The sequence below is a fragment of the Pseudoduganella sp. S-14 genome (genome assembly GCF_049913285.1).
In the GTDB taxonomy this organism is placed as follows: domain Bacteria; phylum Pseudomonadota; class Gammaproteobacteria; order Burkholderiales; family Burkholderiaceae_D; genus Rugamonas.
This window is the reverse complement of record NZ_CP183991.1, coordinates 6,177,585-6,200,761: the sequence shown is the minus strand read 5'-3', so window position 1 is coordinate 6,200,761 and position 23,177 is coordinate 6,177,585. Positions and strand designations below refer to the sequence as shown.

The following is a 23,177-nucleotide window of genomic DNA, read 5'->3' as shown; positions in this document are numbered from 1 at the left end:
GATGAATAATGAGGCATCTGCAGATAAACAGACGCGGCCAAATGGCCGATGAATAAGCCCGATCAACGGAGGAGACAATGGTTTTACGTACAGCCCAGCGTGGCTGCATGGCTGCTGCCATCGCTGCTGCATTCGCCCAACCCGCCTATTCCCAGGAAGCTGCGGCACAGCCGGCTCGCGCCGACGACCAGGCGTCAGCGCCAGTTTCTGCTGCCGCGCCGCCTGCCGATGGCTTGAAGCTGGAGCGCGTGGTGGTCACCGGCACCGCCAGCCGCAGTTCCAAGATGCGCTCCAGTATCTCGGTCAGCACCATGGAGTCGGAAGCGATTTCCCTGTCTGCGCCGACCAGCGCCGCTGAAGTGCTGCGCTCGGTGCCCGGCGTACGCGCCGAGTCCTCTGGCGGCGAGGGCAATGCCAACATCACCGTGCGCGGCGTGCCGATTTCCGCCGGCGGTGCGCGCTATGTGCAGATGCAGGAAGACGGCCTGCCCGTGCTGCAGTCGGGCGACTTCAACTTCATCACGCCGGACAGCTATGTGAAGATCGACGGCACGCTGGACCACCTGGAAGTGGTGCGCGGCGGCTCGGCCTCGACCCTGGCCACCAACTCGCCGGGCGGCATCATCAACTTCATCAGCAAGACCGGCGAACAGCAGGGCGGCAATATCGGCATCCAGCGCGGCCTGGGTTACGACGAAACGCGCTACGACTTCGACTACGGCGGCCGCCTGGCGGAAAAGACCCGCTTCTTCATCGGCGGCCATTACCGCAGCGGCGAAGGCCAGCGCAACACCGGCATGAACACGGAAGAAGGTGGGCAGATCCGCGGCAACATTACGCAGGAACTGTCGAACGGCTGGATCAGGCTATCCTTCAAGCACCTGGACGACAAGGCGCCGACTGCGCTGCCGGTGCCGGTGCGCGTCACCAATGGCCGCATCAGCGAAATCCCCGGCATCGATCCGCGCGACACCACGTTCTACTCGCCCTACTGGACGCGCGATATCTCGCTGACCAAGGAAAACGGCAAGGCATCGAGCAATGTCAACGACGGCCTGCGCGTCAAGAGCGACAGCTTTGGCATCGCTGCTTCGTTCGACCTTGGCAACGGCATTACCTTGAGCGACAGCTTCCGCAAATCGAACAATAGCGGCCGCTTCCTCGGCGTTTTCCCAGCCAATAACGGCGTGGCCGGCAATTACGTGATCGCCACCGGCCCGGACAAGGGCAAGGCCTACAACGGCATGGCCTTCTCCGCCGTGGTGTTCAACACCTCGATCGACAACGCCGACAATACCCTGAACGACCTGAAACTGGCCAAGACCTTGGCCATCAACGGCGGCAAGCTGACCACCACCGGCGGCCTGTACACCTCGCTGCAGAAACTGGGCCTGACGTGGAACTTCAACGAATACCTGATGCAGCTCACCGGCGACAAGCCCGCCTTGCTGCAGACCGCGTCGGCCACGCCCGGCTATGTCGGCCCGGCCTTTGGCGGCTGCTGCATGCGCGCGGTCGACATGGAATACAAGCTGCTCTCGCCTTACCTGAACGTGGGCTGGGAAAAAGGCCCGCTGAACTTTGACGCCAGCGTGCGCCAGGATCGCCAGCGCGCCAACGGTACGGCCAATATCGCCACCAATGGCCTGGCCTACGAACCGGCCAACGAGCAACTGGTCGACTACAAGATCCACCACACATCGTACTCGGTGGGCGGCAACTACCAGCTCAATCGCGACCTGGCGCTGTTTGCCCGCGTCAGCGACGGCGTGGCTTTCAATGCGGACCGCATCCTGTTCGGCACGCCGCTCGATGGCAGCGCGCCGATCAACATCAATACCGTGCGCCAGGTGGAAGGCGGGGTGAAATGGCGTTCCGGCAGCACCAGTGCGTTCCTGACGCTGTTCCGGGCCAAGACCGACGAATCGAACTTCGAAGCGACAACGCAGATCAGCACCGCCAACCGTTACGACGCCAAGGGCGCGGAGCTGGAAGCGGCATGGAGCCTGGGCGACTTCCGCATCAACGGCGGCTTGACCTGGACCGATGCCGAGATCGTTGGGGCGGCCGCGGGCCAGGAATCCACCATCGGCCATACGCCGCGCCGCCAGGCCCGCATCACCTACCAGATCGCGCCTAGCTACAATGCCGGCCCGTTGACCGTGGGCGGCAGCCTGGTGGGCACTGGCCGCTCGTGGGCGGACGATGCCAACACCATCGACATGCCGGCCTTCCGTACCGTGAACCTGTTCGCACGCTACCAGTTCAACTCGCAACTGAGCCTGTCGCTGAGCGTCAACAACCTGTTCAACAAGATCGGCTACACCGAGGTTGAGGGCGATGGCCATGCCGCGCGTTCGATCGGCGGCCGCGCCGTGAAGATGGGCCTGAACTACTCCTTCTGACCTGGAAACCGCAATGCCGATGTCTTCATCCTTCCACCATCTGTTCGAAGTCTTGCCGGAGGGGCGCCGTGCGCAAGCCGAGCGCCGCTATGCGGAGCATGCGCCGGCGCTGCACGGTTGCCTGCATGCGCTGTATGGACGCACTCCGGGCTTCGAGCTGTGGTATGGCCGCCTGCTGTCTACCGTAGCGGAGCTGCTCGCCGCACGCAGCCCGGCGCTGGCGGCGCTTGACGCCGAACGCGCTGCACAGCCAGCCTGGTTCCTCGGGCAGCAGATGCTGGGCTATTGCGCCTACGTCGACCGCCTCGGCGGCGACCTGCGCGGCGTCGCAAGGGGCATTCCGCACCTGCAGGAACTGGGCGTGCGCTACCTGCACCTGCTGCCTTTCCTGAAGATGCGCAAAGGCGAGAATGACGGCGGCTTTGCGGTAGCCAGTTTCGAAGAAGTGGAGCCGCGCTTCGGCAACAATGCCGACCTCGAGGCGCTGACGGAAAGCCTGCGCGCGGCAGGCATCAGCCTGTGCTCGGATTTCATCCTGAACCATGTGGCGGACGACCATCCGTGGGCGCTGGGCGCCCGCGCCGGCGACCAGCGCCTGCGCGGCTATTTCCACCTGTTCCCGGACCGCGTGCTGCCGGACCGTTACGAAAAGACGCTGGGCCAGGTCTTCCCTCAGGCGGCGCCCGGCAATTTCACCGAAGTGCCGGCAGCAGGCGGCTGGGCATGGACCACCTTCTATCCCTACCAGTGGGACTTGAACTGGTCCAACCCGGAAGTATTCGCCGAGATGGCCTCGACGCTGCTGCGCCTGGCAAACCGCGGGATCGAAGTATTCCGTCTCGATTCCACGGCGTTCCTGTGGAAGCGGGAAGGCACCAACTGCATGAACCAGCCGGAGGCGCACCTGATCCTGCAGGCCCTGCGTGCCCTGGCCTCCATCGCCGCGCCGGGTGTGCTGTTGAAAGCGGAGGCGATCGTGCCGATGCGCGAGCTGCCGGCCTACTTCGGCCAGGCGGCGCAACCGGAATGCCATATCGCTTACCACAGCAGCCTGATGGCGGCAGCCTGGGGCTCGCTGGCGGAGCAGGACGCAGCACTGGTGCGCAAGGTGGTCGAAGGCACGCCGCCGCTGCCGCCGCACGCAAGCTGGCTCAGTTACGTGCGCTGCCATGACGATATCGGCTGGAACGTCCTGCGCGCGGAAGCCTCGGAGACGGGCGACCCGCAAGCGCGCCTTGCCGCGATCTCGCGCTTCTTCGCAGGTGACGGCGGCAGCTACGCACGGGGCGAAGCCTTCCAGAGCAGCGATCCACGCGCCGCGCATGGCAGCAACGGCATGGCGGCGAGCCTCGTCGGCCTCGAAGGAGCGGCCGATGACGAAAGTGAGGGGCTGGCCTTGCGGCGCCTGATGCTGCTGCACGGACTGGCGCTGAGCTTTGGCGCGCTGCCGGTGCTGTTCATGGGGGACGAACTCGGACAGGTCAATGACTACAGCTTCCGCCAGCGGCCGGATCGCGCAATGGACAGCCGCTGGCTGCAGCGCCCAGCATTCGATGAGGAGCGACTGGCGCAACGTCACGAGGCCAATACGCAGGCCGGCCGCGTCTACGCCGCACTGCGCTCGCTGGTGGCAGCTCGCCAGCGCTTGCCGGCGTTGGCGGCAGGCGAGCCGCGCTCGCTGCTTTCGTCGGCACCGTCAGTGCTGGCGCTGCAGCGCGGCCCGGCCTTCCTCGCGCTATACAATTTCTCGGGCAAGCCGCAGCAGTTCGCGCTGCAAGGCCAATGGACCGACGCCATCGAGCGCGGCACGCTGTCCGGGGAGATCACATTGGCGCCATGGGCCATGTATTGGCTCGAGCGCGATCACTGAAAAACAAGATGGAGACAGCCATGTGTGTGGCAATGTTCGGCGAAGCCCTCGTCGATGATTTCGGCAGCGAGCAGGTGGTCGGCGGCGCGCCTTTCAACGCGGCGCGCAACCTGGCCGCCCTGGGCACGCCGGCCCTGATGATCACCCGCATCGGCCAGGACGCCAACGGCGCCGCCGTGCGCGCAGAGTTCGAGCGCTACGGCATGCCGCAATGGGGCTTGCAGACCGATCCCGCCTGGCCGACCGGCCGTGTTGTCGTGGAACGCGGACTGCAAGGCCATGCCTTCCACATCCTCCCAGGCCAGGCCTATGACCATATCGATGCCGCCTGCGCACGCGCCGCGTTCGAGCCGGCCAGGCCGCAGGTGCTGTACTTCGGCACCCTGGCCCAGCGCCACCTGACTTCGCGCACTGCGCTGATCGAACTGCTGGAAGCCAGCCAGGCGACCCGCTACCTCGACCTGAACCTGCGCGAAGGCCAGTACACCGAGCGCAGCGTCTATGAATCGCTGCGCCACGCCGACATCCTGAAAGTCAACGAAGACGAACTGGCGGCCTTGCTGGCCTGGTATGCGCCGGATGGTCCGCGCCTGGTAAAGGCACATGATCCGGAGTTGCCACCGGCGTGCTCCCTGCTGATCGAAAAATTCGGCCTGCAGGCAATGGTCGTCACGCTCGGCCCGCGCGGCGCGATGTATATTGGCGCAGACGGCCGGGTAATTCGCGAGCATGGCAACGAAGAGCCGTACAAGCTGGTCGACACGGTGGGCGCCGGCGATGCTTTCTCCGCCGTCTTCCTGCACGGCCATGTGCAAGGCTGGGACCTGGCGCTGACCATGGCGCGCGCCAACGCCTTTGCCGGCGCCGTATGCAGCCTGTCCGGCGCAGTACCGCAGGACCTGGCATTTTACGAACCATGGACCCAGCGCTGGCAGGCCGCAGCGGAAGGAGCCACGCGATGATGCAGCACAAACCGCATCTGTCGTTCCGGCAGATCGTCAACATGAACATCGGCTTCTTCGGCATCCAGTTCAGCTTCGGACTGCAGCAGAGCAGCATGAGCCCGATCTACAAATACCTGGGCGCCGATGAAGCCAGCCTGCCTTACCTGTGGCTGGCCGGACCCGTCACCGGCCTGCTGGTGCAACCCGTCATTGGCGCCCTGAGCGACCGCACCGTCTCGCGCTGGGGACGCCGCACGCCGTACTTCCTGATCGGCGCCCTGATTTGCAGCCTGGGCCTGCTGGCCATGCCTTTCAGCCCTGTGCTGTGGATGGCCGCCGGCCTGCTTTGGATACTCGATGCGGCCAACAACGTGACGATGGAACCGTACCGCGCCTTCGTCAGCGACCGCCTGGCAGTGCGCCAGCATTCGCTTGGCTTCCTGACCCAGAGCGCATTCACGGGACTGGGGCAGACGCTGGCCTACCTCACGCCCTCGATCCTGGTTTACCTCGGCACCAGCCGCGACGCCGTCAACAGCCACCACATTCCCTACACCGTGATCGGCGCCTTCCTGCTGGGGGCCGTCTTCTCGATCGCCTCGGTGCTGTGGAGCTGCTGGAGCACGCCGGAATTGCCCCTGTCGGCGCAGGAAGAAGCGGAACTGCGTGCGAAACCCACCGGCTGGCGCCACACCCTGCAGGAAATCGCCGAAGCGCTGCGCGACATGCCGCCCACCATGAAGCAACTGGCCGTGGTCAAGCTGTTCCAGTGGTACGCCATGTTCTGCTACTGGCAATACATCATGCTGGCGCTGGCGTCTTCGATCTACAAGACTTCCGATCCGGCATCGGCCGGGTTCCGCGAGGCGGGCCTGCTGAACGGGCAGGTGGGCGCTTTCTACAACTTCGTCGCCTTCCTTGCCGCCTTTGCGCTGGTGCCGTTCACGCGCCGCTTCGGCCCGAAAATCACGCACAGCCTGTGCCTGGCGGCTGCCGGCATCGGCATGCTCAGCATTCCGTTGATCCGAGAACCGCTGCAATTGCTGTGGCCCATGCTGGGCATCGGCCTGGCCTGGGCCAGCATCATGGGCAATCCCTACGTGATGCTGGCAGGCAGCATTCCGCCCGAACGCACCGGGGTGTACATGGGCATCTTCAATATGTTTATCGTGATTCCGATGATCATCCAGATTTTCACCTTGCCACTGTATTACCGCAGTTTGCTGCACGGCGAGCCAGCGAACGTGGTGCGCCTGGCCGGTGCGCTGCTGCTGTGCGCCGCTGTGGCCGTGCTGTTCGTCAAGCTGCGCGCTGCGCGACCGCTGTCCGACACTGCTCCGCGCCAGGAAGCGGTTTTGCTAAAATAGCCCGAGCCGATCAACGTGGGGGAGGGCAGCGATGTCAGAGCGAATACTGGTATTTGGCGAAGCCCTGCTGGACGACTTTGGCGAACAGCAGATCGTCGGCGGCGCCCCCTTCAACGTGGCGCGCAACCTGGCTGCGCTGGGCCTGCCGGCGCTGATGGTGACGCGCGTCGGCAATGACCGTTACGGCGACCAGGTGCGCGAGGCGTTTGCAGGCTTTGGCATGAGCACGGAGGGCTTGCAGCACGGCCCGCAGCCGACCGGCCGCGTGCTCGTGGAGCGCGATGGCAAAGGCGGCCACCGCTTCCACATCCTGGCTGAACAGGCTTATGACCATATCGAAGCGGCAGCCGCGGTAGACGTGATGCGCGCCTTCTCCCCCGACACCGTGTATTTCGGGACACTGGCCCAACGCGACCCGACTTCGCGCGCTGCGCTCAACGCGGTGCTGGACTGCGCCAGCGAGGCTGAACATTTCCTTGACCTGAACTTGCGCGACGGGGTGGATGAAGCAGTGGTGTTTTCCGCGCTGCAGCGGGCCGACACCGTCAAGGTCAACGAGGATGAATTGCAGGCATTGTTCTCCTGGTACTGTCACACCTGTCCTGACACGGTAGACATGGACTGCGCCGCCGTCGAGGCGGAAGCACGTGCCATCATGCACAACTTTTCCATCCAGGGCTTGCTGGTCACGCTGGGCGAGCGCGGCGCCATGTACTTTGGCGCCGAGGGTTCGCGCGTGGTCGACCACCAGGCGGTCATGCCATCCCGGTTCGTCGATTCGGTGGGGGCGGGCGATGCGTTTTCCGCCGTATTCCTGACGGGACGGGCACGCGGCTGGGAGACGCCGCAGATCCTGGAGCGCGCCAACGCGTTCGCCGGCGCAGTGTGCGGCATCGCGGGCGCGGTATCGCCGGATCCGGCGTTCTACGCGCCCTGGCGCACAGCCTGGGGCCTGGCTTAAGCCGCTGCCGCCTTGCGGCGGGTCTGGATCATCTTCCAGCCGTTGCCGGACGGGTCGCGGAAGCCCGCATCCACCGTGCCGTAGCGCTCTACCGGCTCCTGGTTGAATTCCACGCCTTTCCGGTGCAGCTTGTCGTAGGCGGCGAAACAATCGTCCACTTCCAGCACCATGGGCGGCATCGCGCCCTTGGCCACCAATGCGTTCAGCGCCTGCGCGGTTGCCGCATCATGGACAGGCGGACCCGGCACGTAGAGGCCGAGCTGGAACGATGGCTGGTCAGGATGCTGCACGGTCAGCCAGCGGTAGTCGCCGTTGCGCACGTCGGTATGGACCTTGAAGCCGAGCTTGTCGACATAGAAAGCCAGCGCTTCATCCTGGTCACGAACATACAGGCCGACGGTTTGAATACCTTGAGTCATGGGGTGGTCTCCTTTAAGTGAGACTCCATTGTAGGGACGCTCTCCTGGCGTCGCTTCTCCGAAACTGCCATTGTGAGGTCGGGCCGGTGCGCGGCGCTGAGCACGCAGGCCGGCACCCGTCCGGCTTGCGCAGCCTCGGCGCGGACCTGTTCCCGGATGTCGCCCGGGTTCTTGCCGGTGATGTCGCGGAAGGTGCGCCCGAACGTGCCGATGCTGTTCCAGCCGGTCGAGTAGGCGATATCGGTAATGGGCAGGTCGGTTTCGCGCAGCAGCGTCACGGCGCGCTCGATGCGGCGCGTGAGCAGGTAGCGGTGGGGTGGGAGGCCGAAAGCCTCCTTGAAAGAGCGGGCGAAGTGAGTTGCAGAGACGCAACTCACTTCCGCCAGGCGGCTTACCGGCCATTCCTCTTGCGAGGCAGCGTCCATCCTGTCCTTGGCGCGCAACAGGCGCCGCAGCAGTTCCGGACTCTGGCCGGGCATTACTCGGCTTCCGACATCTGCGATTGCAGGTAGTTCTGGATGCCGATTTTCCCGATCAGGTCGAGCTGGGTTTCCAGCCATTCGATATGCTCCTCGGTATCCTTGAGGATATCCAGCAGCAGGTCGCGCGACACGTAATCGCCGACTTTTTCCGATTGCGCAATGCCTTCCTTCACGGTCACATGCGCGCCTTTCTCCAGCTTCAGGTCGGCGGCCAGCATTTCTTCGGTGTTTTCGCCGATCAGCAGCTTGTGCAGGGCTTGCAGGTTAGGCAGGCCGTCCAGCATCAGGATACGGTCGATCAGGCGGTCGGCATGTTTCATCTCGCCGATCGACTCGTCGTATTCTTTCTTGCCCAGCTTGTCGAGGCCCCAGTGACGGTACATGCGCGCATGCAGGAAGTACTGGTTAATCGCTGTCAGCTCGTTGGTCAGCTGCGCATTGAGCAGGCGGATAACGTCTTTGTCGCCCTTCATGGGGGTTCCTTCTTATCGGGTTGGGAATAATGGCATTTTGCCACGAAGCAGGGCTGCCACCTAGTCATGCGGGCAACATAGGATTGCTAACGACATTGCTAATGCAAATGAAAACAATTATCATTTGCGTTTTATCCCAACAATTCAGAGTTGTCCATGTCCTATATTAAGAGCCGCAAGCACGCGCCAGCTACGCTCGCCGCCATCGCTGCCACCCTGGTGATGCCTGTAGCACAAGCCGAGACCAACACCGCTGCCCCAGAGCAGAAAATGCAGGAAGTGGTCGTTACCGGCCAAAATGGCAGCGATTTCCAGGTCAAGAAATCGGCTTCCGACAAATTCACCGCCCCGCTGCTGGATACCCCGAAATCGGTGACCGTGATCCCGACCGAGGTGATTTCCCAGACCGGCGCCACTTCCCTGACCGATGCGCTGCGCACCGTGCCGGGCATCACCGTCGGCGCGGCCGAAGGCGGCCAGCCGGTGGGCGACAACCTGTTCATCCGCGGCTACAACGCACAGACTGACACCTACATCGACGGCATCCGCGACAGCGGTTCCCAGTCGCGCGAAATCTTCGCGCTGGAGCAGATCGAAGTGGTGAAGGGCCCGAATTCCGCGTACGGCGGCCGCTCGTCCGCAGGCGGTGGCATCAATATGGTTTCCAAGGCCGCCAAGGCGGAAAACTTCAGCAACGCCAGCGTTGGCCTGGGCACTGCGAAGTACCGCCGTGCCACTGCCGACGTGAACCGCATGATCGGCGATAACGCCGCCGTGCGCCTGAACCTGATGGGCCACGAAAACCATGTCGCCGGCCACCATGATGAAATCTACGGCGACCGTTGGGGCTTCGCACCGAGCGTTGCGCTCGGCCTGACCGGCCCGACCAAGGTCAACCTGAGCTACTACCACTACCGTTCGAGCGAGCTGCCTGACGCTGGCGTGCCCTTCGACAATCCGTTCACGACCGGCGCCAATGTCGCCAAGAACGGCGTCGGCAAGCCCGTCAACGTGGCAAGCGAAACCTTCTACGGCCTGGTCGACCGCGACTTCCGCGACACCAAGTCCGACATCGGCACCATCGACATCAAGCATGAATTCGGAAATAACTTGACCTTCCGCAACGTGACCCGCTACGGCAAGACCGGCAACGAATACGTCTACACCCTGCCCGACGATTCCAAGGGCAACGTGGTGCTGTACGGTACCGTATGGCGCCGCCACAACAGCCGCAATGCCGAAACCGAATCGCTGGCCAACGCATCGAGCCTGACCGGCTCCCTGATGGCCGCCGGCATCAAGCACAGCTTTACCGCCGGCGTGGAAGTCAGCCGCGAAGTGACCGAGCGCGCCACCTACAATTTCACCCCAGGCACCAACAACCCGCTGACCAAGACCAGCACCTGCCCAACCGCAGGCGCGGCGACCCTGTATAACTGCACCACCCTGAGCAATCCGAACCCGTACGATCCATGGACCGTCGGCCAGGTGCGCAGCGTGGCGCCGAACAACACCAATGTGCATAGCAACTCGCGCTCGGCGTACGGCTTCGACACCATCGAATTCAACCCGCAGTGGCTGCTGAACGTGGGCCTGCGCTGGGACGAGTTCCGCACCGGGCTGCACACCAACGCCAACACTGCCGCTACTCCGGTAGTGGCAGCAATTGATGCGGAAAACAAGTCCAATTTCGCCAACTACCAGGCCGGCCTCGTATACAAGCCGGCTGCCAACAGCAGCATCTACGTCTCGTACGGCACTTCCTCCACTCCGCCAGGCAATGACGGCGGCGATGGCGTGGACGCGTTGTCCACCACCGTGCAGAACCTGAAACCGCAGGACAGCAAGAACTTCGAACTGGGCACCAAGTGGGAAATCCTGGCGCGCAAGCTGTCGATCAGCGGCGCCATCTTCTCCAGCAAGATGAACAACGCGCGCGTGACCAACGTGGACGGCACCACCCAGAACGTCGGCAAGAAATCCGTCAAAGGTGTTGAACTGGGCGTGAGCGGCGCACTGACCGCCAACTGGCAGGTCTTTGGCGGCTACACCTGGCTCGATTCCGAAGTGGAGGACAACGGCTTTGTGAACGTCGGCACCACCGCCAAGCCGGTGTATGCGGCTTCCCCGTTCAACGGCAATGCCTTCCCGGCAACGCCGAAGCAGAGCGCTTCGCTGTGGACTTCCTACACCCTGATGCAAGGCCTGGTCATTGGCGGCGGCGTGAATGCCGTGTCCAAGGTGTGGAGCAACATCAACAACACCAAGTTCGTGCCGGGCTACACCCGCTACGACGCGATGGCGAGCTATGATGTGAACAAGAACATCAGCCTGCAGTTGAACATCCAGAACCTGACGGACAAGCTGTACTACGACAAGGTGGGCTCCAACCACTATGCCGGCGTTGGCGTGGGCCGTACCGCAATCCTGACTGCGAACTTCCGCTACTGATCATGATGCTGCATATCCCCGGCGTGCTGACGCCGGAACAAGTCAAAACCTTCCGCCAGCGCCTGGCGGCCGCCGAATGGATCGACGGCCGCGCCAGCGTGGGATCGCAGGGCGCGCAAGTCAAGCGCAACCGCCAGATCGCGGAAGGGACGCCGCTGGCGCTGGAACTCGGGGATATCATCATCAAGGCGCTGGCGAAAAACCCGCTGTTCTATTCGGCGGCTCTGCCGCTGAAGATTTTGCCGCCGTATTTCAATAGCTATGCAGGCGGTGAGACATATGGCCTGCATATCGATGGCGCGATCCGGCATATGGCGGGTTCGGCGGACGTGATGCGTTCGGACGTTTCTACCACCGTGTTCCTGTCCGAACCTGAAGAGTATGAAGGCGGCGAGCTGACCGTGATGGACAGCTATGGCGCACACGAGGTCAAGCTGCCGGCGGGAGATGCGATCATCTATCCGGCCAGCAGCGTGCATCGCGTCAATCCGGTGACTGCGGGCGAGCGCGTGGCGTCGTTCCTTTGGACACAGTCGATGGTGCGCGATGACTGGAAGCGCACCATGCTGTTCGAGCTGGACCAGAATATCCAGAAGCTGCGCGCTGCCCATGGCGATGATGAGGCGACTGTCGGCCTGGCAGGGCATTATCACAACCTGTTGCGGATGTGGGCTGACCTGTAAACCCGGTGAACCAGGGTCTGACCCAAGGGTCAGACCCGCCTAAGCAAACGCCGCGGACTTCGAATGAAGCCGCGGCGTTTGCACGCAGGTGTCAGGACATCTGGAAATTAATCGGCACAACAACATACACTGGCTGCGCCTTCCCATCTTCCACATAAGGCTTGAACAGCGCACGCATGACAGCAGCACGGCCAGCCTCGTCCAGGTTGTTGAAGCCGGACGACTTCTGTACCGAGGCCTGCTCGGCATAACCCTTCTCATTGACCAGCACGCGCAAGGTCACCACGCCCTGTTCGCCCATACGACGCGACACCGACGGGTACACCGGCTGCGGCGCACGAATATATTCAACAGCGGAGATCACACGCGGGCCAGCCGGTGCGGCAGGCGCCGCTGGCGCTGCAGCAACCGGCGCCACCACGACCGGCGTTGCCGGTGCAGGCTCGGTCACGCGCGCCTGCGAAGGCGGCGGGGTGATGGTATTTTCAATCACGATCGGCAGCATCGGCAGCGGCGGCGGGGTGATCGAAGGCGCTTTCTGCGCGATTTCTACCGTCTTGGGCTGCGAGGCCGGAGGGGGAGGTGGCGGCGGCGCCACAAACGTGACGTTGACCACTTCAGGGATACGGTCCACCAGGCGATGCATGGTGCCGTTGATAAAGGCATAACCGAGGACTGCATGCAAAGCGACGACTGCTGCGATCTTGGTCAGCCTGGCGCTGCCAACGCCAGCGTCGAAATCGCCGCCAGCCGGGAAAGTCATCGATTGCATGAAGCGCTCCTTACACGGTGAGTGTCGGGCGCTTGAGCACAGTCTCCTGTATTCCGCTGCCCAGATGTTCGTCCAGCACTTCCACCGCGTAGCTGAGGCAGTTGCCGCAGCAGGTGGCCACGCCGAGCGCTTCGCGCAACTCGTCCATGGAGCTGATACCCATATCTATGGCTTGACGGATTTCTCGATCAGAGATGTTGTTGCAGACACAAACGATCATTTCGAAAATTACCTTCTGGCTAAGATTGCGATTCCGTTACTGAGAATCATTATCATTACGGTTCCCATTTTACCCGAACCGGACTACAATGCAAGCCTATTCAAGAACAATTCTCATTTATAATGGCGAGGTCGTATTTCGCCTTGGAAAGTTCGCCATGACCCTTGCTCCTACCCTGATCAAGCTTGATTCCCTGCCGGTGGGGCAGAGCGGAACGGTGATCCATATAGCCCCGGGCAATCCCGAAGATACCGAGGACGGCGCCGACCTGGCGCGCCGCCTGATGGAACTGGGCTTCGTGCCTGGTGAGCGCATCCGCATGCTCAAGCGTGGCCTGCCGGGCGGCGAACCCCTCGCCATTAAAGTCGGCAATGCTACGTTTGCCTTGCGCCGCTTTGAAGCTGCGCTGATCTCGATCCAACCGGAATAAATGCAATGGGTGCAGTAGAAAAGGCCGCGCAAGCCGTCGCGCAGCAGCCAATGGTCGCCCTGCTGGGCAACCCGAATTGCGGCAAGACCGCACTGTTCAACCGTTTGACCGGCGCGCGCCAGAAGGTCGCCAACTATGCCGGGGTGACCATCGAGCGCAAGGAAGGCCAGTTCAGCTCCAGGGCCGGCAACCAGTACCGCCTGCTCGACCTGCCGGGCGCCTACAGCCTGTCGGCCCACACGCCTGATGAAATGATCACGCGCGACGTGGTGGCCGGCCTGCGCGAAGGCGAGCGTTCGCCCGACGTGGTGGTATGCGTGGTCGATGCCACCAACCTGCGCCTGAACCTGCGCCTGGTGCTGGAGATCAAGCGCCTCGGCCTGCCGATGGTGCTGTGCCTGAACATGGTCGACGTGGCGAAGAAGCGCGGCATCGTGGTCGATGCGGGCAAGCTGTCGCAGGAGCTGGGCATGCCTGTGGTGGAGACCGTGGCCGTGAAGAGCGGCGGCGAGAAAGCCCTGGTCGATGCCCTGGACGGCCTGTGGCCGTTCTATGAAAGCGTCGCCAATCCGCTGTCCGCCATCGATGCCGTGAGCGTTGAGGAAACCCAGCGCGAGGTGCGCCGCATCCTGTCGGTCGCCGTCAAGGATGCCGACGACCGCGGCAACCGCTCCGAAAAGATCGACCATTTCGTGTTGCACCCCTTCATGGGACCGATCATCTTGGCCGTCCTGATGTTCTGCGTGTTCCAGGCCGTGTTCAGCTGGGCCGAAGTGCCGATGGACATGATCAGCGGCGGCGTCGAACACCTCGGCGTCCTGGTAAAAGCGCACATGGCCGACGGCGTGCTGCGGTCCCTGCTGGTGGACGGCGTGCTGGGAGGCGTCGGCGCCGTGTTGGTGTTCCTGCCGCAGATCCTGATCCTGTTCTTCTTCATCCTGGTGCTGGAAGATTGCGGCTACCTGCCGCGCGCCGCCTTCCTGCTGGACCGCCTGATGGGCGGCGTCGGTCTCTCCGGCCGCGCCTTCATCCCGCTGCTGTCGTCGTTTGCCTGCGCCATTCCCGGCATCATGGCAGCGCGCACCATCCAGAACCCGCGTGACCGCATCGTCACCATCATGATTGCGCCGCTGATGACCTGCTCGGCGCGCCTGCCGGTGTACGCACTGGTAATCGCCGCCTTCATTCCGGACCGCGAAGTCTGGGGCCTGTTCAACCTGCAAGGCCTGGTGCTGTTCTGCCTCTACTTTGCCGGCATCATTTCCGCCATGGCGGTGGCCTGGGTCATGAAGCGCTCGATGCGCGCCAAGCGCAACCAGCCGCTGATGCTGGAGCTGCCGGCCTACCACTGGCCGCATATGCGCAACCTGGCGATCGGCCTCTACGAGCGCGCCAAGATCTTCCTGACGCGCGTCGGCACCACCATCCTGACCTTGATGGTGCTGCTGTGGGCCTTGTCCAGCTTCCCGGGCGCACCGGAAGGCGCCACCCATCCGCCGATCTACTACAGCGTGGCCGGCATGCTGGGCCGCGCGCTGGAGTTCATCTTCGCGCCGATCGGCTTCAACTGGCAGATCTGCATTGCGCTGGTGCCGGGGATGGCCGCGCGCGAAGTGGCCGTGGGCGCACTGGGCACCGTGTACGCGTTGTCGCAGACCGGCGACGAGCTGGCCAATTCGCTGGCGCCGGTGATCCAGGCCAGCTGGGGCCTGCCGACCGCGCTGGCGCTGCTGGCCTGGTACGTCTTTGCGCCGCAATGCCTGTCCACGCTGACCGTGGTGCGCCGCGAAACCAATTCGATGAAGTATCCGCTGATGATGGCGGGCTATATGTTCGTGCTGGCGTACAGCGCCACCTTTATCACTTACCGCGTCGCCCTGGCGCTGGGAGGCTAGGCCATGTGGCAGGAAATCATCGCCGGCATCGTGGTGGCAGCGGCCGCGCTGCACGCTGCGAGGAAATACCTGCCAGCCGCCTGGCGCCAGCAGCTCGTCTACGCACTGTCGCGTCGCGGGCTGCCGCAAGAAAAGCTGGCGCGCTTCTTCAATACGGAATCGAGCTGCGGCAGTGGTTGCGGTTCCTGCGGCGGTTGCGGCGATTCGCCGGCGCCTCCTTCCGAAGGCGGCCCGTCGCACCGCGTCATCACGCTGCACGTCCAGCGCTAAAAAAATTCCCAAAGCGCGATCCGTTTCGGCTCGCCGGTTCGTCTTAGCTGTGTCGAAACCTAGGAGGCACATCATGACAACCGAAACTGTTATCCTCATTAATCACCTGAAGGTCGAGCCTTCCAACCAGGCCGCGCTTGTTGCGCTCCTGAAGGGAAACATCGACACTGTCGTCAGCACGCTGGCGGGCTGGCGCGGCAGCCGCCTGATTGCGGCGCTCGACGGCAGCAGCGTGACCATTTATTCGGAATGGGAGTCGCCGCGTGCGGTCGACGCCATGCGGGCCGACTCGCGCATGCAGGCTTACTTCCCACGCATCCGCGAGCTGGCAAGTTTTGATTCCGTCCTGGGCCAGATCGCATGAACAACGAAGAATTCGAAGCGCGCTTGCAGGAACTCAGGCCGCGGCAGCACCGCTACTGCGCGCGCATGACCGGTTCGGCCATCGAAGGCGAAGACGTGCTGCAAGACGCTCTGCTCAAGGCCCTGCGCGCACGTGGCGAGGGCATGGTGGTGGAAAATCTCGGCGGCTGGCTGCTGCGTATCGCGCACAATACCTGCCTGGACTTCCTGCGCCAGCGCGCCCGCAGCAATGTGGTGCCGCTGACGGAGGACATGGAGGGCGGCACTGCCATGCAGGAAGCCGAGATCCTCACGGTCAGCTTCCAGGTGTTCATGCAGCTGCCCGAACTCCAGCGCTGCGCCGTGATCCTGAAAGACGTCCTGGGCCATTCGGTGGAAGAAGCGGCGGCGATTGCTGGCTGCACGCCGGCTGCGGCCAAATCGGCGCTCCAGCGCGGGCGCATCGCCTTGCGCCAGTTGGCGGGGCAGGCGGCCGATGCACGCGTGCCCCTACTGCCGGAAGCAGGCAAGGAGCGCGTCGCCCATTACGTCCGGCTGTTCCAGGACGGCGACTTCGATGCGATTCGCGCGCTGCTGGCGGAGGAGGTCCAACTGGAACTGGTCAACAGGCTGCGCCTGGCGGGACGCAGCGGCGTCAAGCCTTATTTCACCCGCTATGCCGAAGAAACCCGGTGGCGCTTCGAACTCGGTGCGGTGGAAGGGCAAGTGGCGATGCTGGTCTTCGACCGTCATGATGCCAGGGGTAAGCCGGCGCATTTCGTCCTGCTCGCGTGGCAGGGCGGCCAGCTTGCGGGCATCCGCGACTTCCTGTTCGCGCCTTATGTGATGGAAAGCGCAGGCTGGATACGCATGCCGGCGCCGGCCTAATCTTCGTCGAAGGTGTGCAGCGCGGCCGAGACCAGCAAGCCCACGATGCCCAGCAAGCCGAATGCATAAGTGAGCATAGGCTTGGCGTGGCGCAATTCCAGCGCAACTGAACCGAGGACAAGGCTGATGCCGATCAGCGCCAGCACGGCGCTGATGGCGGCGGAGCGCCTGAGTGCCGGCCGGCAGCCATGAGCGGCATACCATTGGGCGATGAGCCAATTGGGCAGGCATGACAGGCCGACGAACAGAGCTGCCAACTCGATAGCCACTAGATGATCCATAGCGCGTTGTCAGGACTGAAAGATTTACGATAGCAGTTCCCTCGCGCTGTGGGCAAGTGAAAACTTGATCTAGGGCATATCGCCGCCTCAAACGTGTACCTACAATGCGACTTATTGAGGTTGCATTGTGGGAGCCATCGTGGGCTGGAGCAGGAGACAGATTGCCGGGATAGTCAGGATCGCGCTGTTTGCGATGCTGATGGCCGTCTCCGCGCCAACGCTGTCCAGCTTGCTGGCGGCAGCCTGCGGCGATAACAACGTCGCACACTGCCACGCCCAACCAAAAGCCCACCACGTCGTCCAGAAATGCGGCTACTGCATGGTGCAGGCCGACCTGCCCGCCGTACCGCCGCCACCTGCCTGCCTTGCCTTGGCGCTGGCGGCGGCATCGCGCATTGAACCGGCGTTGCAGGCCGCGGCCGCGTTGCCGCAGCAAGTGTCCCTTGCGCCGCCGCCGCGCGCCCCGCCTTCCGCTTGAATCTTCGCAGCAGTACTCCCGGCTTTGCATTGCACGCGCCCTTTGGCGGCGCGGTGGCAAGGCCTTCGCTCGCAAGAACAAGAAAGGAAGCATCATGAACACCCGCCTCATTCCCCTGGCCGCCGCGCTGCTGGCCGTCTTTTCGGCTCCTGCATTTGCCGATCATGAAGGGGAATCGCCGCTGAAGATGGTTGGCACCGTCGTCATTGCCGGCAGCCATCCGACTTCGTTGCCGACCCAGATTCCGACCACGATCGAAGGCATTACCCGTGCTCAGATCGAAGAGCAGGTCAACGCCAGCGATGCGGAAGACGCACTGAAATACCTGCCAAGCCTGCTGGTGCGCAAGCGCTATATCGGCGACTACAACCATGCCGTGCTGTCCACCCGCGCTTCCGGCACCGGCAACAGCGCGCGATCGGCGGTGTATGCAGATGGCGTGCTGCTGTCGAACTACCTGGGCAACGGCGCCACCTTCGCGCCGCGCTGGGGCATGGTGGCGCCGGAAGAAATCGAACGTGTCGACGTACTGTATGGCCCGTTCTCGGCGGCCTATGGCGGCAACTCGGTCGGTGCGGTGGTCGATTACGTGACCCGCATGCCGAAGCAGTTCGAAGCGCATGCACGCGTCGCCTTTGTGCGCCAGCCCTTTGAGTTGTACAACACGAACATGACCGCGAGCGCGCGCCAGTCCAGCATGTCGCTTGGCGACCGCCACGGCGCCTGGTCCTGGTTTGTCAGCGTGAACCGCACCGACAGCGATGGCCAGCCGCAGACATACACCACACGTGCGATCGCGAGCGGCACGGCGGGTGGAAAGGGCGTTCCAGTCACCGGCGCCGTCGTAGACAAGGACCGCAGCAACCGCGATATCTACATCCTCGGCACCGCGACCCAGTACAGCACGGTGCAAGACCACGCCAAGTTCAAAGTGACATACGATTTTTCGCCGACCGTGCGCGCCAGCTACTCCCTGGGCTGGTGGCAGAATGACGCGAGCGGCTCGCCAAATACCTACCTGCGTGATACAACAGGCAAGCCGGTGTTCAGCGGGCCAGTCTCGATCAATGGCCGCAGCTTCACGCTGGCTGCTTCCGACTTCAATTCGACGAAGGAAGAGTTGCGCCACCTGATGCACGGCTTGACGGTGAAGAGCAATACCAAAGGCGTGTTCGACTGGGAAGTGGCGGCCAGCCTGTATGACTACAACCGCGACATCCTGCGCGCACCGACCACGGCGCGCCCGGCTGCAGCAAGCGGCGGCGCTGGCCGCATCGTCGACCAGGGCGGCACCGGCTGGAATACCCTTTCCTTGAAGGGGGTGTATCGCCCGGACGGCATGCGCGGCAGCCACATCTTCGATTTTGGCTACCAGCGCGCAGCCTACAAGCTGTCGACAATCGAACGTGCCACCAGCGACTGGCTGAACGGCGAGCCGGGCGCGCGCAATCAGGCTTTCTCCGGCCGCACCAGCATCGACAGCCTGTACTTGCAGGATACCTGGAAGTTGTCGCCAAACTGGAAGACCGTGCTCGGTGCGCGCTTCGAACACTGGGAGGGCCGTGACGGAGAAACCGCCAACGCGACCATCGTGGTGCACCACGCCAAACGCAGCGACAACTTTGTCTCGCCCAAGGCGGCGCTGGCCTTCCAGGCCAACGAGGACTGGACGTTGAAAGCTTCCACCGGACGCGCGATCCGCATGCCGACCGTGTCCGAGCTGTACCAGGGCGGCATCAACAACACTGGCACCCTGATCAACAACGATCCGGACCTGAAGGCCGAGCGCTCCTGGACCACGGAGCTGAGCGCCGAACGCCTGGTCGGCAATTCCGCCTTGCGCATCACGGCCTTCTTCGAGCGCAACCGCGACGCGTTGTACTCGCAAACCAATGTGCTGGTGACGCCGAACGTGACCAATGTGCAGAACGTTGACCTGATCCGCACCCACGGCCTGGAAACGGCCTGGTCGAACGAGAACGTGCTGGTCGAAGGACTCGACATGCAGGCCAGCCTGACCTGGACCGATTCGAAGATCAAGCGCAACGAGAAGTTCCCGGCTAGCGTCGGCAAATGGCAGCCGCGCATTCCCGAATGGCGCGCCAGTACCGTGGCGACCTACCGCGTGAACGACAAGCTGAGCGCCACGCTGGCTGCCCGCTACAGCGGCAAGCAGTATTCGACGCTGGACAACACCGACATCAACGGCTTTGCCTACCAGGGCGCCAGCAAATACTTCACGGTCGATGCGCGCCTGCGCTACCGCATCGACAAGCACTGGAGCGCCGCCTTCGGCATCGACAACGCCAACAACTACAAGTACTGGAACTTCCACCCGTACCCACAACGCTCTTACTCTGCGGAGGTGAAATTTGATTGGTAATGCACTTGAGCTGGGCCAGTTTGAACTCTGGTGCCAGCCCCAGGTTGCCGCGCGTGACGGCAGCATCGGCAGCGTGCTGGCGGCTGTCCATTGGCGCTGCCCCGGCAGCGGCGTCCTGCACTACTGCGATTTTGCCGGCGAATTGTCGGCTTCGGGCCTGGAGCGGGTCTTCCTGCTGCACATGGTGTGCGATGCGCTGGCTGCGTTAAGGATGTGGGAAGCGGAAGGCTTCAAGCTGGATATGGTGTTGTGCCTGCCGCCGCTGGCGTTCAGCAAGGATACGCCGGACGCCATCGCCCTTGCGGCCGATATCCAGGGACTGATGCTGCAGGCAGGCGTTGCGCAACAGCGGCTCGAACTGCGCGATGAGGGGCATGCAGGTTGCTGCGAGGTGTCCAACCTGCTTGACTGGCTGCAGGTGCGGGAGAATGGGTGCGCGCAAGCTTCCGGCGACTTCATTGCGGCGCCGCAACCGATGCAGGTATTGCCGGCTGCGCTGCGCCGCTGGCAGGCCAGTTATTCGGTGATGAGCGCCGCCGACGCATTCAGCTGAAATGCACCTGGCCGAAGAAGCCGTATTGCAGGCTTTGCGCAATACGGCTGGCGACGATGCGGAATTCTTCCGCCACGGCTGGCTCGAACAGGCGGTCCACCGTCGACTGGAACAGCGCAAGCCAGCGCTGAAAGTGCTGCGGCTGTACGCCTGGCAGTGCCATGTGTTTGCCGTAGACATTGCCCTGAAAGCTCTTGGTGCCCAGCATGGTGGTGCTCCAGAACTCCACCATGCGCGCCAGGTGCGGCTCCCAATCGTCGATGGCAGCGTTGAACACCGGCCCCAGTTCCGGATCGGCGCGCACGCCGTCGTAGAACGCGTGGACCAGGGTTGAGATGGATTCCTGGGTCAGTGGTAAAGTCATGGCTCCATTTTAACCTTGCGGAGCGCGCCCATGATCATTGTCCATCACCTCAATAACTCCCGTTCGCAACGCGTGCTGTGGTTGCTGGAAGAGCTGGGGCTGGCCTATGAAATCAAGCACTACCAGCGCGACCCGAAGACCATGCTGGCGCCGCCGGAGCTGACCAGGGTGCACCCGCTGGGCAAGTCGCCGGTCATCGAGCATGAGGGCAATATTGTTGCCGAGTCGGGTGCCATTATCGAGTACCTGGTAGAGAAGCACGGCAATGACCGGCTGGTGCCGCCGGCCGGCACACCCGACAAGCTGCGCTGGCGCTACTTCATGCATTACGCGGAAGGCTCGCTGATGTCGCCGCTGCTGATGAAGCTCGTGTTCGACAAGGTTGAATCCTCGCCGGCGCCGTTTTTCGTCAAGCCGATCAAACGCGCCATTGCGCAGAAGGTAATGTCGAGCTTCGTGCAGCCCAATATCGACCGCCACCTGGCCTACCTGGACTCTGAACTCGCCAACCGCGACTGGTTCGCCGGCAATGAGTTCAGCGCCGCCGATATCCAGATGAGCTTCCCCCTTGAAGCTGCCGCAGCGCGCGGCGGCCTCGGCGCCAGCCATCCACACCTGCAAGCCTTCCTGCAGCGCATCCATGCCCGTCCTGCCTACCAGCGTGCCTTGGAGCGCGGCGGCCCTTACGAATTGCTGCGCTAGTTCTTAGTGTGAAAATGAATATAACTTAGTTGCAAATACACACTAAGTGAATTATGATGTTCCTGCTTGATCCGGAAACAAATAACAAGAAAAGGAATATCACAATGATCAATCGAGAAATCCGCTCCCGCATCGCCCGGGAAACCCTGTCCATCGTGGCGTCTGGCGGCTATGAGAATTCACTTGGCAAGCATGTCGATATCGCTCGCGTGCTGGAGCAGGCGAAAGCCGGCACCGTGCATTACCAGGCGGGGGCGCTCCGGCAACTGGTGAATGGCCAGGGCGGCCGCCAGTGCTTCGCGACCAAATTCGAGGTGCGCAACGAAGCGACGCTGGCGGCAGCTCGCCGCTTGATCGGGCTTGGCCATGCCGATCCGCTATGCCTGAATTTCGCGTCGGCCAAGAACCCAGGCGGCGGCTTCCTGGGCGGCGCCGAGGCGCAGGAAGAGAACCTGGCAAAGTCCTCCGGTCTCTATCCATGCATCGTGCAAAAGCCTGAAATGTACCAGGCAAACCGCGCGCACAAGTCGTGCATCTACCTGGACGACATGATTTATTCGCCCAAGGTGCCGGTATTCCGCGATGACGACTATGGCCTGCTGGACGAACCGTATCTCGCGTCGATGGTCACCGCACCGGCTGTCAATCGCGGCGCAGTGGCGCGCAATGAGCCGGAGCGTCTCGGCGAGCTCGAAGCCGCCATGCTGGCCCGTATAGAAATGTTGCTGGCGCTGGCCGTACACCACGGCCATACTGCGCTGGTGCTCGGCGCCTGGGGCTGCGGCGTGTTCGGCAACCAGCCGTCGGACATGGCGCGCTGGTTCGCAATGCATCTGCTGCGCAGTCCCAAGTACCGCAACGCATTCGAGCACGTGGTCTTTGCCGTGCTGGATCGGAAGGGCGCGGCAGTTGCCGCCTTTGAAGCACTGTTCACTGGAGAAGAACGGAAATGAGAAATGTCGTCGAGTTGTGCGATTACGTCCGCGACCATGGGCAGCCCGCGATGCTCCTGTTCTGGGGGCATCAGCCTTCCAAGAACGGCTCGATCACGAAGACCTGCTTCAGCCAGTGGTTCGAGGCGGCGTTTGTCGTCGATGGTATCCGCTACCCGACGGCCGAGCACTTCATGATGGCAGGGAAGGCGCGCCTGTTCGGCGATGCCGCCGCGCTTGACCGCATCCTGCAATCGCCCAATCCCGCCGTGGCCAAGGCCGCCGGTCGTGAGGTGCAGGGTTTCGATGAAGAGGTTTGGGCGGAGAACCGTTGGAATATCGTGGTGCAGGCCAACTATGCAAAGTTTTCGCAGAACGCGCCGTTGCGCGACTTCTTGCTCGCCACTGGCGAGCAAGTCCTGGTGGAGGCAAGTCCCGTTGATTTCGTGTGGGGCACCGGCTTTGCGGCAAACTCGCCGTATGCAGAGAATCCATCCGAATGGACGGGAATGAATCTACTCGGGTTTGCCTTGATGGAGGTGCGATCGCGTCTCAGCGAGGGAAACGGCCATGGTGAAACTGGTTAAAGGGGAGCGTTCTTACAACAGATTG

25 protein-coding genes are annotated in these 23,177 nt (G+C 63.0%); 18 read left to right on the top strand and 7 right to left on the bottom strand.

The window, feature by feature from the left end:
- Positions 1-77: 77 nt before the first annotated feature.
- The 5 genes from ACN9MZ_RS28630 to ACN9MZ_RS28610 are packed head-to-tail and all read left to right on the top strand — an operon-like array spanning position 78 to position 7,547.
- Complete coding sequence (locus ACN9MZ_RS28630) at positions 78-2,405, top strand: TonB-dependent receptor (RefSeq protein WP_426340164.1); 2,328 nt, start codon at positions 78-80, stop codon at positions 2,403-2,405.
- Positions 2,406-2,418: 13 nt separating this feature from the next.
- Positions 2,419-4,275, top strand: coding sequence for an alpha-amylase family protein (locus ACN9MZ_RS28625; RefSeq protein ID WP_426340163.1), 1,857 nt, complete (start codon positions 2,419-2,421; stop codon positions 4,273-4,275).
- Between the two features lie 20 nt (positions 4,276-4,295).
- Entirely contained in the window at positions 4,296-5,237 is a 942-nt protein-coding gene (locus ACN9MZ_RS28620; RefSeq protein WP_426319567.1) for a PfkB family carbohydrate kinase, read from the top strand.
- Positions 5,234-6,586, top strand: a complete 1,353-nt coding sequence (locus ACN9MZ_RS28615; protein ID WP_426340162.1) for an MFS transporter — start codon at positions 5,234-5,236, stop codon at positions 6,584-6,586. The genes ACN9MZ_RS28620 and ACN9MZ_RS28615 overlap by 4 nt, the downstream gene beginning before the upstream one ends.
- A 31-nt stretch (positions 6,587-6,617) precedes the next feature.
- Positions 6,618-7,547, top strand: a complete 930-nt coding sequence (locus tag ACN9MZ_RS28610) for a PfkB family carbohydrate kinase (protein ID WP_426319565.1) — start codon at positions 6,618-6,620, stop codon at positions 7,545-7,547.
- Here ACN9MZ_RS28610 and ACN9MZ_RS28605 read toward each other — a convergent pair.
- From ACN9MZ_RS28605 to bfr, 3 genes are read right to left on the bottom strand one after another with little or no spacing between them, the layout of a single operon-like run.
- A complete protein-coding gene (locus ACN9MZ_RS28605) occupies positions 7,544-7,966 on the bottom strand; it encodes a VOC family protein (protein WP_426340161.1) in 423 nt (140 codons plus the stop codon). The genes ACN9MZ_RS28610 and ACN9MZ_RS28605 overlap by 4 nt on opposite strands.
- Positions 7,963-8,445 carry a helix-turn-helix domain-containing protein gene (locus ACN9MZ_RS28600; RefSeq protein WP_426340160.1) on the bottom strand — a complete coding sequence of 161 codons (483 nt, stop codon included), beginning with the start codon at positions 8,443-8,445 and terminating at the stop codon, positions 7,963-7,965. Before ACN9MZ_RS28600 ends, ACN9MZ_RS28605 begins: the two co-directional genes overlap by 4 nt.
- Positions 8,445-8,921 (bottom strand): bacterioferritin, encoded by a 477-nt coding sequence (gene bfr / locus ACN9MZ_RS28595; protein WP_426340159.1) that lies wholly within the window; start codon positions 8,919-8,921, stop codon positions 8,445-8,447. Before bfr ends, ACN9MZ_RS28600 begins: the two co-directional genes overlap by 1 nt.
- A 156-nt stretch (positions 8,922-9,077) precedes the next feature.
- Between bfr and ACN9MZ_RS28590 the strand changes: the two genes are divergently transcribed.
- Both ACN9MZ_RS28590 and ACN9MZ_RS28585 read left to right on the top strand, forming a co-directional pair.
- On the top strand, positions 9,078-11,372 hold the full coding sequence (locus ACN9MZ_RS28590) for a TonB-dependent receptor (RefSeq protein WP_426340158.1): 2,295 nt from the start codon (positions 9,078-9,080) through the stop codon (positions 11,370-11,372).
- 2 nt (positions 11,373-11,374) lie between these two features.
- A complete protein-coding gene (locus ACN9MZ_RS28585) occupies positions 11,375-12,055 on the top strand; it encodes a Fe2+-dependent dioxygenase (RefSeq protein WP_426340157.1) in 681 nt (226 codons plus the stop codon).
- 91 nt (positions 12,056-12,146) lie between these two features.
- Here the strand turns inward: ACN9MZ_RS28585 and ACN9MZ_RS28580 are convergent, their stop codons facing one another.
- Complete coding sequence (locus ACN9MZ_RS28580; RefSeq protein WP_426340156.1) at positions 12,147-12,827, bottom strand: energy transducer TonB; 681 nt, start codon at positions 12,825-12,827, stop codon at positions 12,147-12,149.
- 10 nt (positions 12,828-12,837) lie between these two features.
- Complete coding sequence (locus ACN9MZ_RS28575; protein ID WP_055934253.1) at positions 12,838-13,047, bottom strand: (2Fe-2S)-binding protein; 210 nt, start codon at positions 13,045-13,047, stop codon at positions 12,838-12,840.
- A 157-nt stretch (positions 13,048-13,204) separates the two neighbouring features.
- Here ACN9MZ_RS28575 and ACN9MZ_RS28570 point away from each other — a divergent pair, with 157 nt between their 5' ends.
- The 5 genes from ACN9MZ_RS28570 (at position 13,205) to ACN9MZ_RS28550 (ending at position 16,872) form a co-directional block, all read left to right on the top strand.
- Positions 13,205-13,477, top strand: coding sequence for a FeoA family protein (locus tag ACN9MZ_RS28570; RefSeq protein WP_057261371.1), 273 nt, complete (start codon positions 13,205-13,207; stop codon positions 13,475-13,477).
- Positions 13,478-13,482: 5 nt separating this feature from the next.
- Positions 13,483-15,372, top strand: coding sequence for a ferrous iron transporter B (gene feoB, locus ACN9MZ_RS28565; protein WP_426340155.1), 1,890 nt, complete (start codon positions 13,483-13,485; stop codon positions 15,370-15,372).
- A 3-nt stretch (positions 15,373-15,375) separates the two neighbouring features.
- Positions 15,376-15,642, top strand: coding sequence for a DUF6587 family protein (locus tag ACN9MZ_RS28560; protein WP_426340154.1), 267 nt, complete (start codon positions 15,376-15,378; stop codon positions 15,640-15,642).
- A gap of 73 nt (positions 15,643-15,715) precedes the next feature.
- Positions 15,716-16,006, top strand: a complete 291-nt coding sequence (locus tag ACN9MZ_RS28555) for a putative quinol monooxygenase (RefSeq protein ID WP_426340153.1) — start codon at positions 15,716-15,718, stop codon at positions 16,004-16,006.
- Complete coding sequence (locus ACN9MZ_RS28550; RefSeq protein ID WP_426340152.1) at positions 16,003-16,872, top strand: sigma-70 family RNA polymerase sigma factor; 870 nt, start codon at positions 16,003-16,005, stop codon at positions 16,870-16,872. The genes ACN9MZ_RS28555 and ACN9MZ_RS28550 overlap by 4 nt, the downstream gene beginning before the upstream one ends.
- Here ACN9MZ_RS28550 and ACN9MZ_RS28545 read toward each other — a convergent pair.
- Positions 16,869-17,141, bottom strand: coding sequence for a hypothetical protein (locus ACN9MZ_RS28545; RefSeq protein ID WP_426340151.1), 273 nt, complete (start codon positions 17,139-17,141; stop codon positions 16,869-16,871). The two genes, ACN9MZ_RS28550 and ACN9MZ_RS28545, sit on opposite strands and share 4 nt — an antisense overlap.
- Before the next feature lie 139 nt (positions 17,142-17,280).
- Here ACN9MZ_RS28545 and ACN9MZ_RS28540 point away from each other — a divergent pair, with 139 nt between their 5' ends.
- The 3 genes from ACN9MZ_RS28540 (at position 17,281) to ACN9MZ_RS28530 (ending at position 20,567) form a co-directional block, all read left to right on the top strand.
- Entirely contained in the window at positions 17,281-17,631 is a 351-nt protein-coding gene (locus ACN9MZ_RS28540) for a DUF2946 family protein (RefSeq protein WP_426340150.1), read from the top strand.
- A 94-nt stretch (positions 17,632-17,725) separates the two neighbouring features.
- Positions 17,726-20,014, top strand: a complete 2,289-nt coding sequence (locus ACN9MZ_RS28535) for a TonB-dependent receptor (protein WP_426340149.1) — start codon at positions 17,726-17,728, stop codon at positions 20,012-20,014.
- A complete protein-coding gene (locus tag ACN9MZ_RS28530) occupies positions 20,004-20,567 on the top strand; it encodes a hypothetical protein (protein WP_426340148.1) in 564 nt (187 codons plus the stop codon). The genes ACN9MZ_RS28535 and ACN9MZ_RS28530 overlap by 11 nt, the downstream gene beginning before the upstream one ends.
- On the opposite strand, the gene ACN9MZ_RS28525 is transcribed toward ACN9MZ_RS28530, so the two are convergent.
- Complete coding sequence (locus ACN9MZ_RS28525) at positions 20,560-20,931, bottom strand: group III truncated hemoglobin (protein WP_426340147.1); 372 nt, start codon at positions 20,929-20,931, stop codon at positions 20,560-20,562. The two genes, ACN9MZ_RS28530 and ACN9MZ_RS28525, sit on opposite strands and share 8 nt — an antisense overlap.
- Positions 20,932-20,961: 30 nt before the next feature.
- Between ACN9MZ_RS28525 and ACN9MZ_RS28520 the strand changes: the two genes are divergently transcribed.
- From ACN9MZ_RS28520 to ACN9MZ_RS28510, 3 genes are all read left to right on the top strand, one after another.
- A complete protein-coding gene (locus ACN9MZ_RS28520) occupies positions 20,962-21,633 on the top strand; it encodes a glutathione S-transferase family protein (protein ID WP_426340146.1) in 672 nt (223 codons plus the stop codon).
- A gap of 104 nt (positions 21,634-21,737) precedes the next feature.
- Positions 21,738-22,586: a TIGR02452 family protein gene (locus tag ACN9MZ_RS28515; RefSeq protein WP_426340145.1), complete on the top strand. Its 849-nt coding sequence runs from the start codon at positions 21,738-21,740 to the stop codon at positions 22,584-22,586.
- Positions 22,583-23,152 carry an NADAR family protein gene (locus ACN9MZ_RS28510; protein ID WP_426340144.1) on the top strand — a complete coding sequence of 190 codons (570 nt, stop codon included), beginning with the start codon at positions 22,583-22,585 and terminating at the stop codon, positions 23,150-23,152. The genes ACN9MZ_RS28515 and ACN9MZ_RS28510 overlap by 4 nt, the downstream gene beginning before the upstream one ends.
- Positions 23,153-23,177 lie beyond the last annotated feature (25 nt).

What these genes read in the sequence shown, in the direction of transcription:
- ACN9MZ_RS28630 (WP_426340164.1), top strand. Translation starts at nt 78, where the DNA reads ATGGTTTTACGTACAGCCCAGCGTGGCTGCATGGCTGCTGCCATCGCT.
- ACN9MZ_RS28625 (WP_426340163.1), top strand. Translation starts at nt 2,419, where the DNA reads ATGCCGATGTCTTCATCCTTCCACCATCTGTTCGAAGTCTTGCCGGAG.
- ACN9MZ_RS28620 (WP_426319567.1), top strand. Translation starts at nt 4,296, where the DNA reads ATGTGTGTGGCAATGTTCGGCGAAGCCCTCGTCGATGATTTCGGCAGC.
- ACN9MZ_RS28615 (WP_426340162.1), top strand. Translation starts at nt 5,234, where the DNA reads ATGATGCAGCACAAACCGCATCTGTCGTTCCGGCAGATCGTCAACATG.
- ACN9MZ_RS28610 (WP_426319565.1), top strand. Translation starts at nt 6,618, where the DNA reads ATGTCAGAGCGAATACTGGTATTTGGCGAAGCCCTGCTGGACGACTTT.
- ACN9MZ_RS28605 (WP_426340161.1), bottom strand. Translation starts at nt 7,966, where the DNA reads ATGACTCAAGGTATTCAAACCGTCGGCCTGTATGTTCGTGACCAGGAT.
- ACN9MZ_RS28600 (WP_426340160.1), bottom strand. Translation starts at nt 8,445, where the DNA reads ATGCCCGGCCAGAGTCCGGAACTGCTGCGGCGCCTGTTGCGCGCCAAG.
- bfr (WP_426340159.1), bottom strand. Translation starts at nt 8,921, where the DNA reads ATGAAGGGCGACAAAGACGTTATCCGCCTGCTCAATGCGCAGCTGACC.
- ACN9MZ_RS28590 (WP_426340158.1), top strand. Translation starts at nt 9,078, where the DNA reads ATGTCCTATATTAAGAGCCGCAAGCACGCGCCAGCTACGCTCGCCGCC.
- ACN9MZ_RS28585 (WP_426340157.1), top strand. Translation starts at nt 11,375, where the DNA reads ATGATGCTGCATATCCCCGGCGTGCTGACGCCGGAACAAGTCAAAACC.
- ACN9MZ_RS28580 (WP_426340156.1), bottom strand. Translation starts at nt 12,827, where the DNA reads ATGCAATCGATGACTTTCCCGGCTGGCGGCGATTTCGACGCTGGCGTT.
- ACN9MZ_RS28575 (WP_055934253.1), bottom strand. Translation starts at nt 13,047, where the DNA reads ATGATCGTTTGTGTCTGCAACAACATCTCTGATCGAGAAATCCGTCAA.
- ACN9MZ_RS28570 (WP_057261371.1), top strand. Translation starts at nt 13,205, where the DNA reads ATGACCCTTGCTCCTACCCTGATCAAGCTTGATTCCCTGCCGGTGGGG.
- feoB (WP_426340155.1), top strand. Translation starts at nt 13,483, where the DNA reads ATGGGTGCAGTAGAAAAGGCCGCGCAAGCCGTCGCGCAGCAGCCAATG.
- ACN9MZ_RS28560 (WP_426340154.1), top strand. Translation starts at nt 15,376, where the DNA reads ATGTGGCAGGAAATCATCGCCGGCATCGTGGTGGCAGCGGCCGCGCTG.
- ACN9MZ_RS28555 (WP_426340153.1), top strand. Translation starts at nt 15,716, where the DNA reads ATGACAACCGAAACTGTTATCCTCATTAATCACCTGAAGGTCGAGCCT.
- ACN9MZ_RS28550 (WP_426340152.1), top strand. Translation starts at nt 16,003, where the DNA reads ATGAACAACGAAGAATTCGAAGCGCGCTTGCAGGAACTCAGGCCGCGG.
- ACN9MZ_RS28535 (WP_426340149.1), top strand. Translation starts at nt 17,726, where the DNA reads ATGAACACCCGCCTCATTCCCCTGGCCGCCGCGCTGCTGGCCGTCTTT.
- ACN9MZ_RS28525 (WP_426340147.1), bottom strand. Translation starts at nt 20,931, where the DNA reads ATGACTTTACCACTGACCCAGGAATCCATCTCAACCCTGGTCCACGCG.
- ACN9MZ_RS28520 (WP_426340146.1), top strand. Translation starts at nt 20,962, where the DNA reads ATGATCATTGTCCATCACCTCAATAACTCCCGTTCGCAACGCGTGCTG.
- ACN9MZ_RS28515 (WP_426340145.1), top strand. Translation starts at nt 21,738, where the DNA reads ATGATCAATCGAGAAATCCGCTCCCGCATCGCCCGGGAAACCCTGTCC.
- ACN9MZ_RS28510 (WP_426340144.1), top strand. Translation starts at nt 22,583, where the DNA reads ATGAGAAATGTCGTCGAGTTGTGCGATTACGTCCGCGACCATGGGCAG.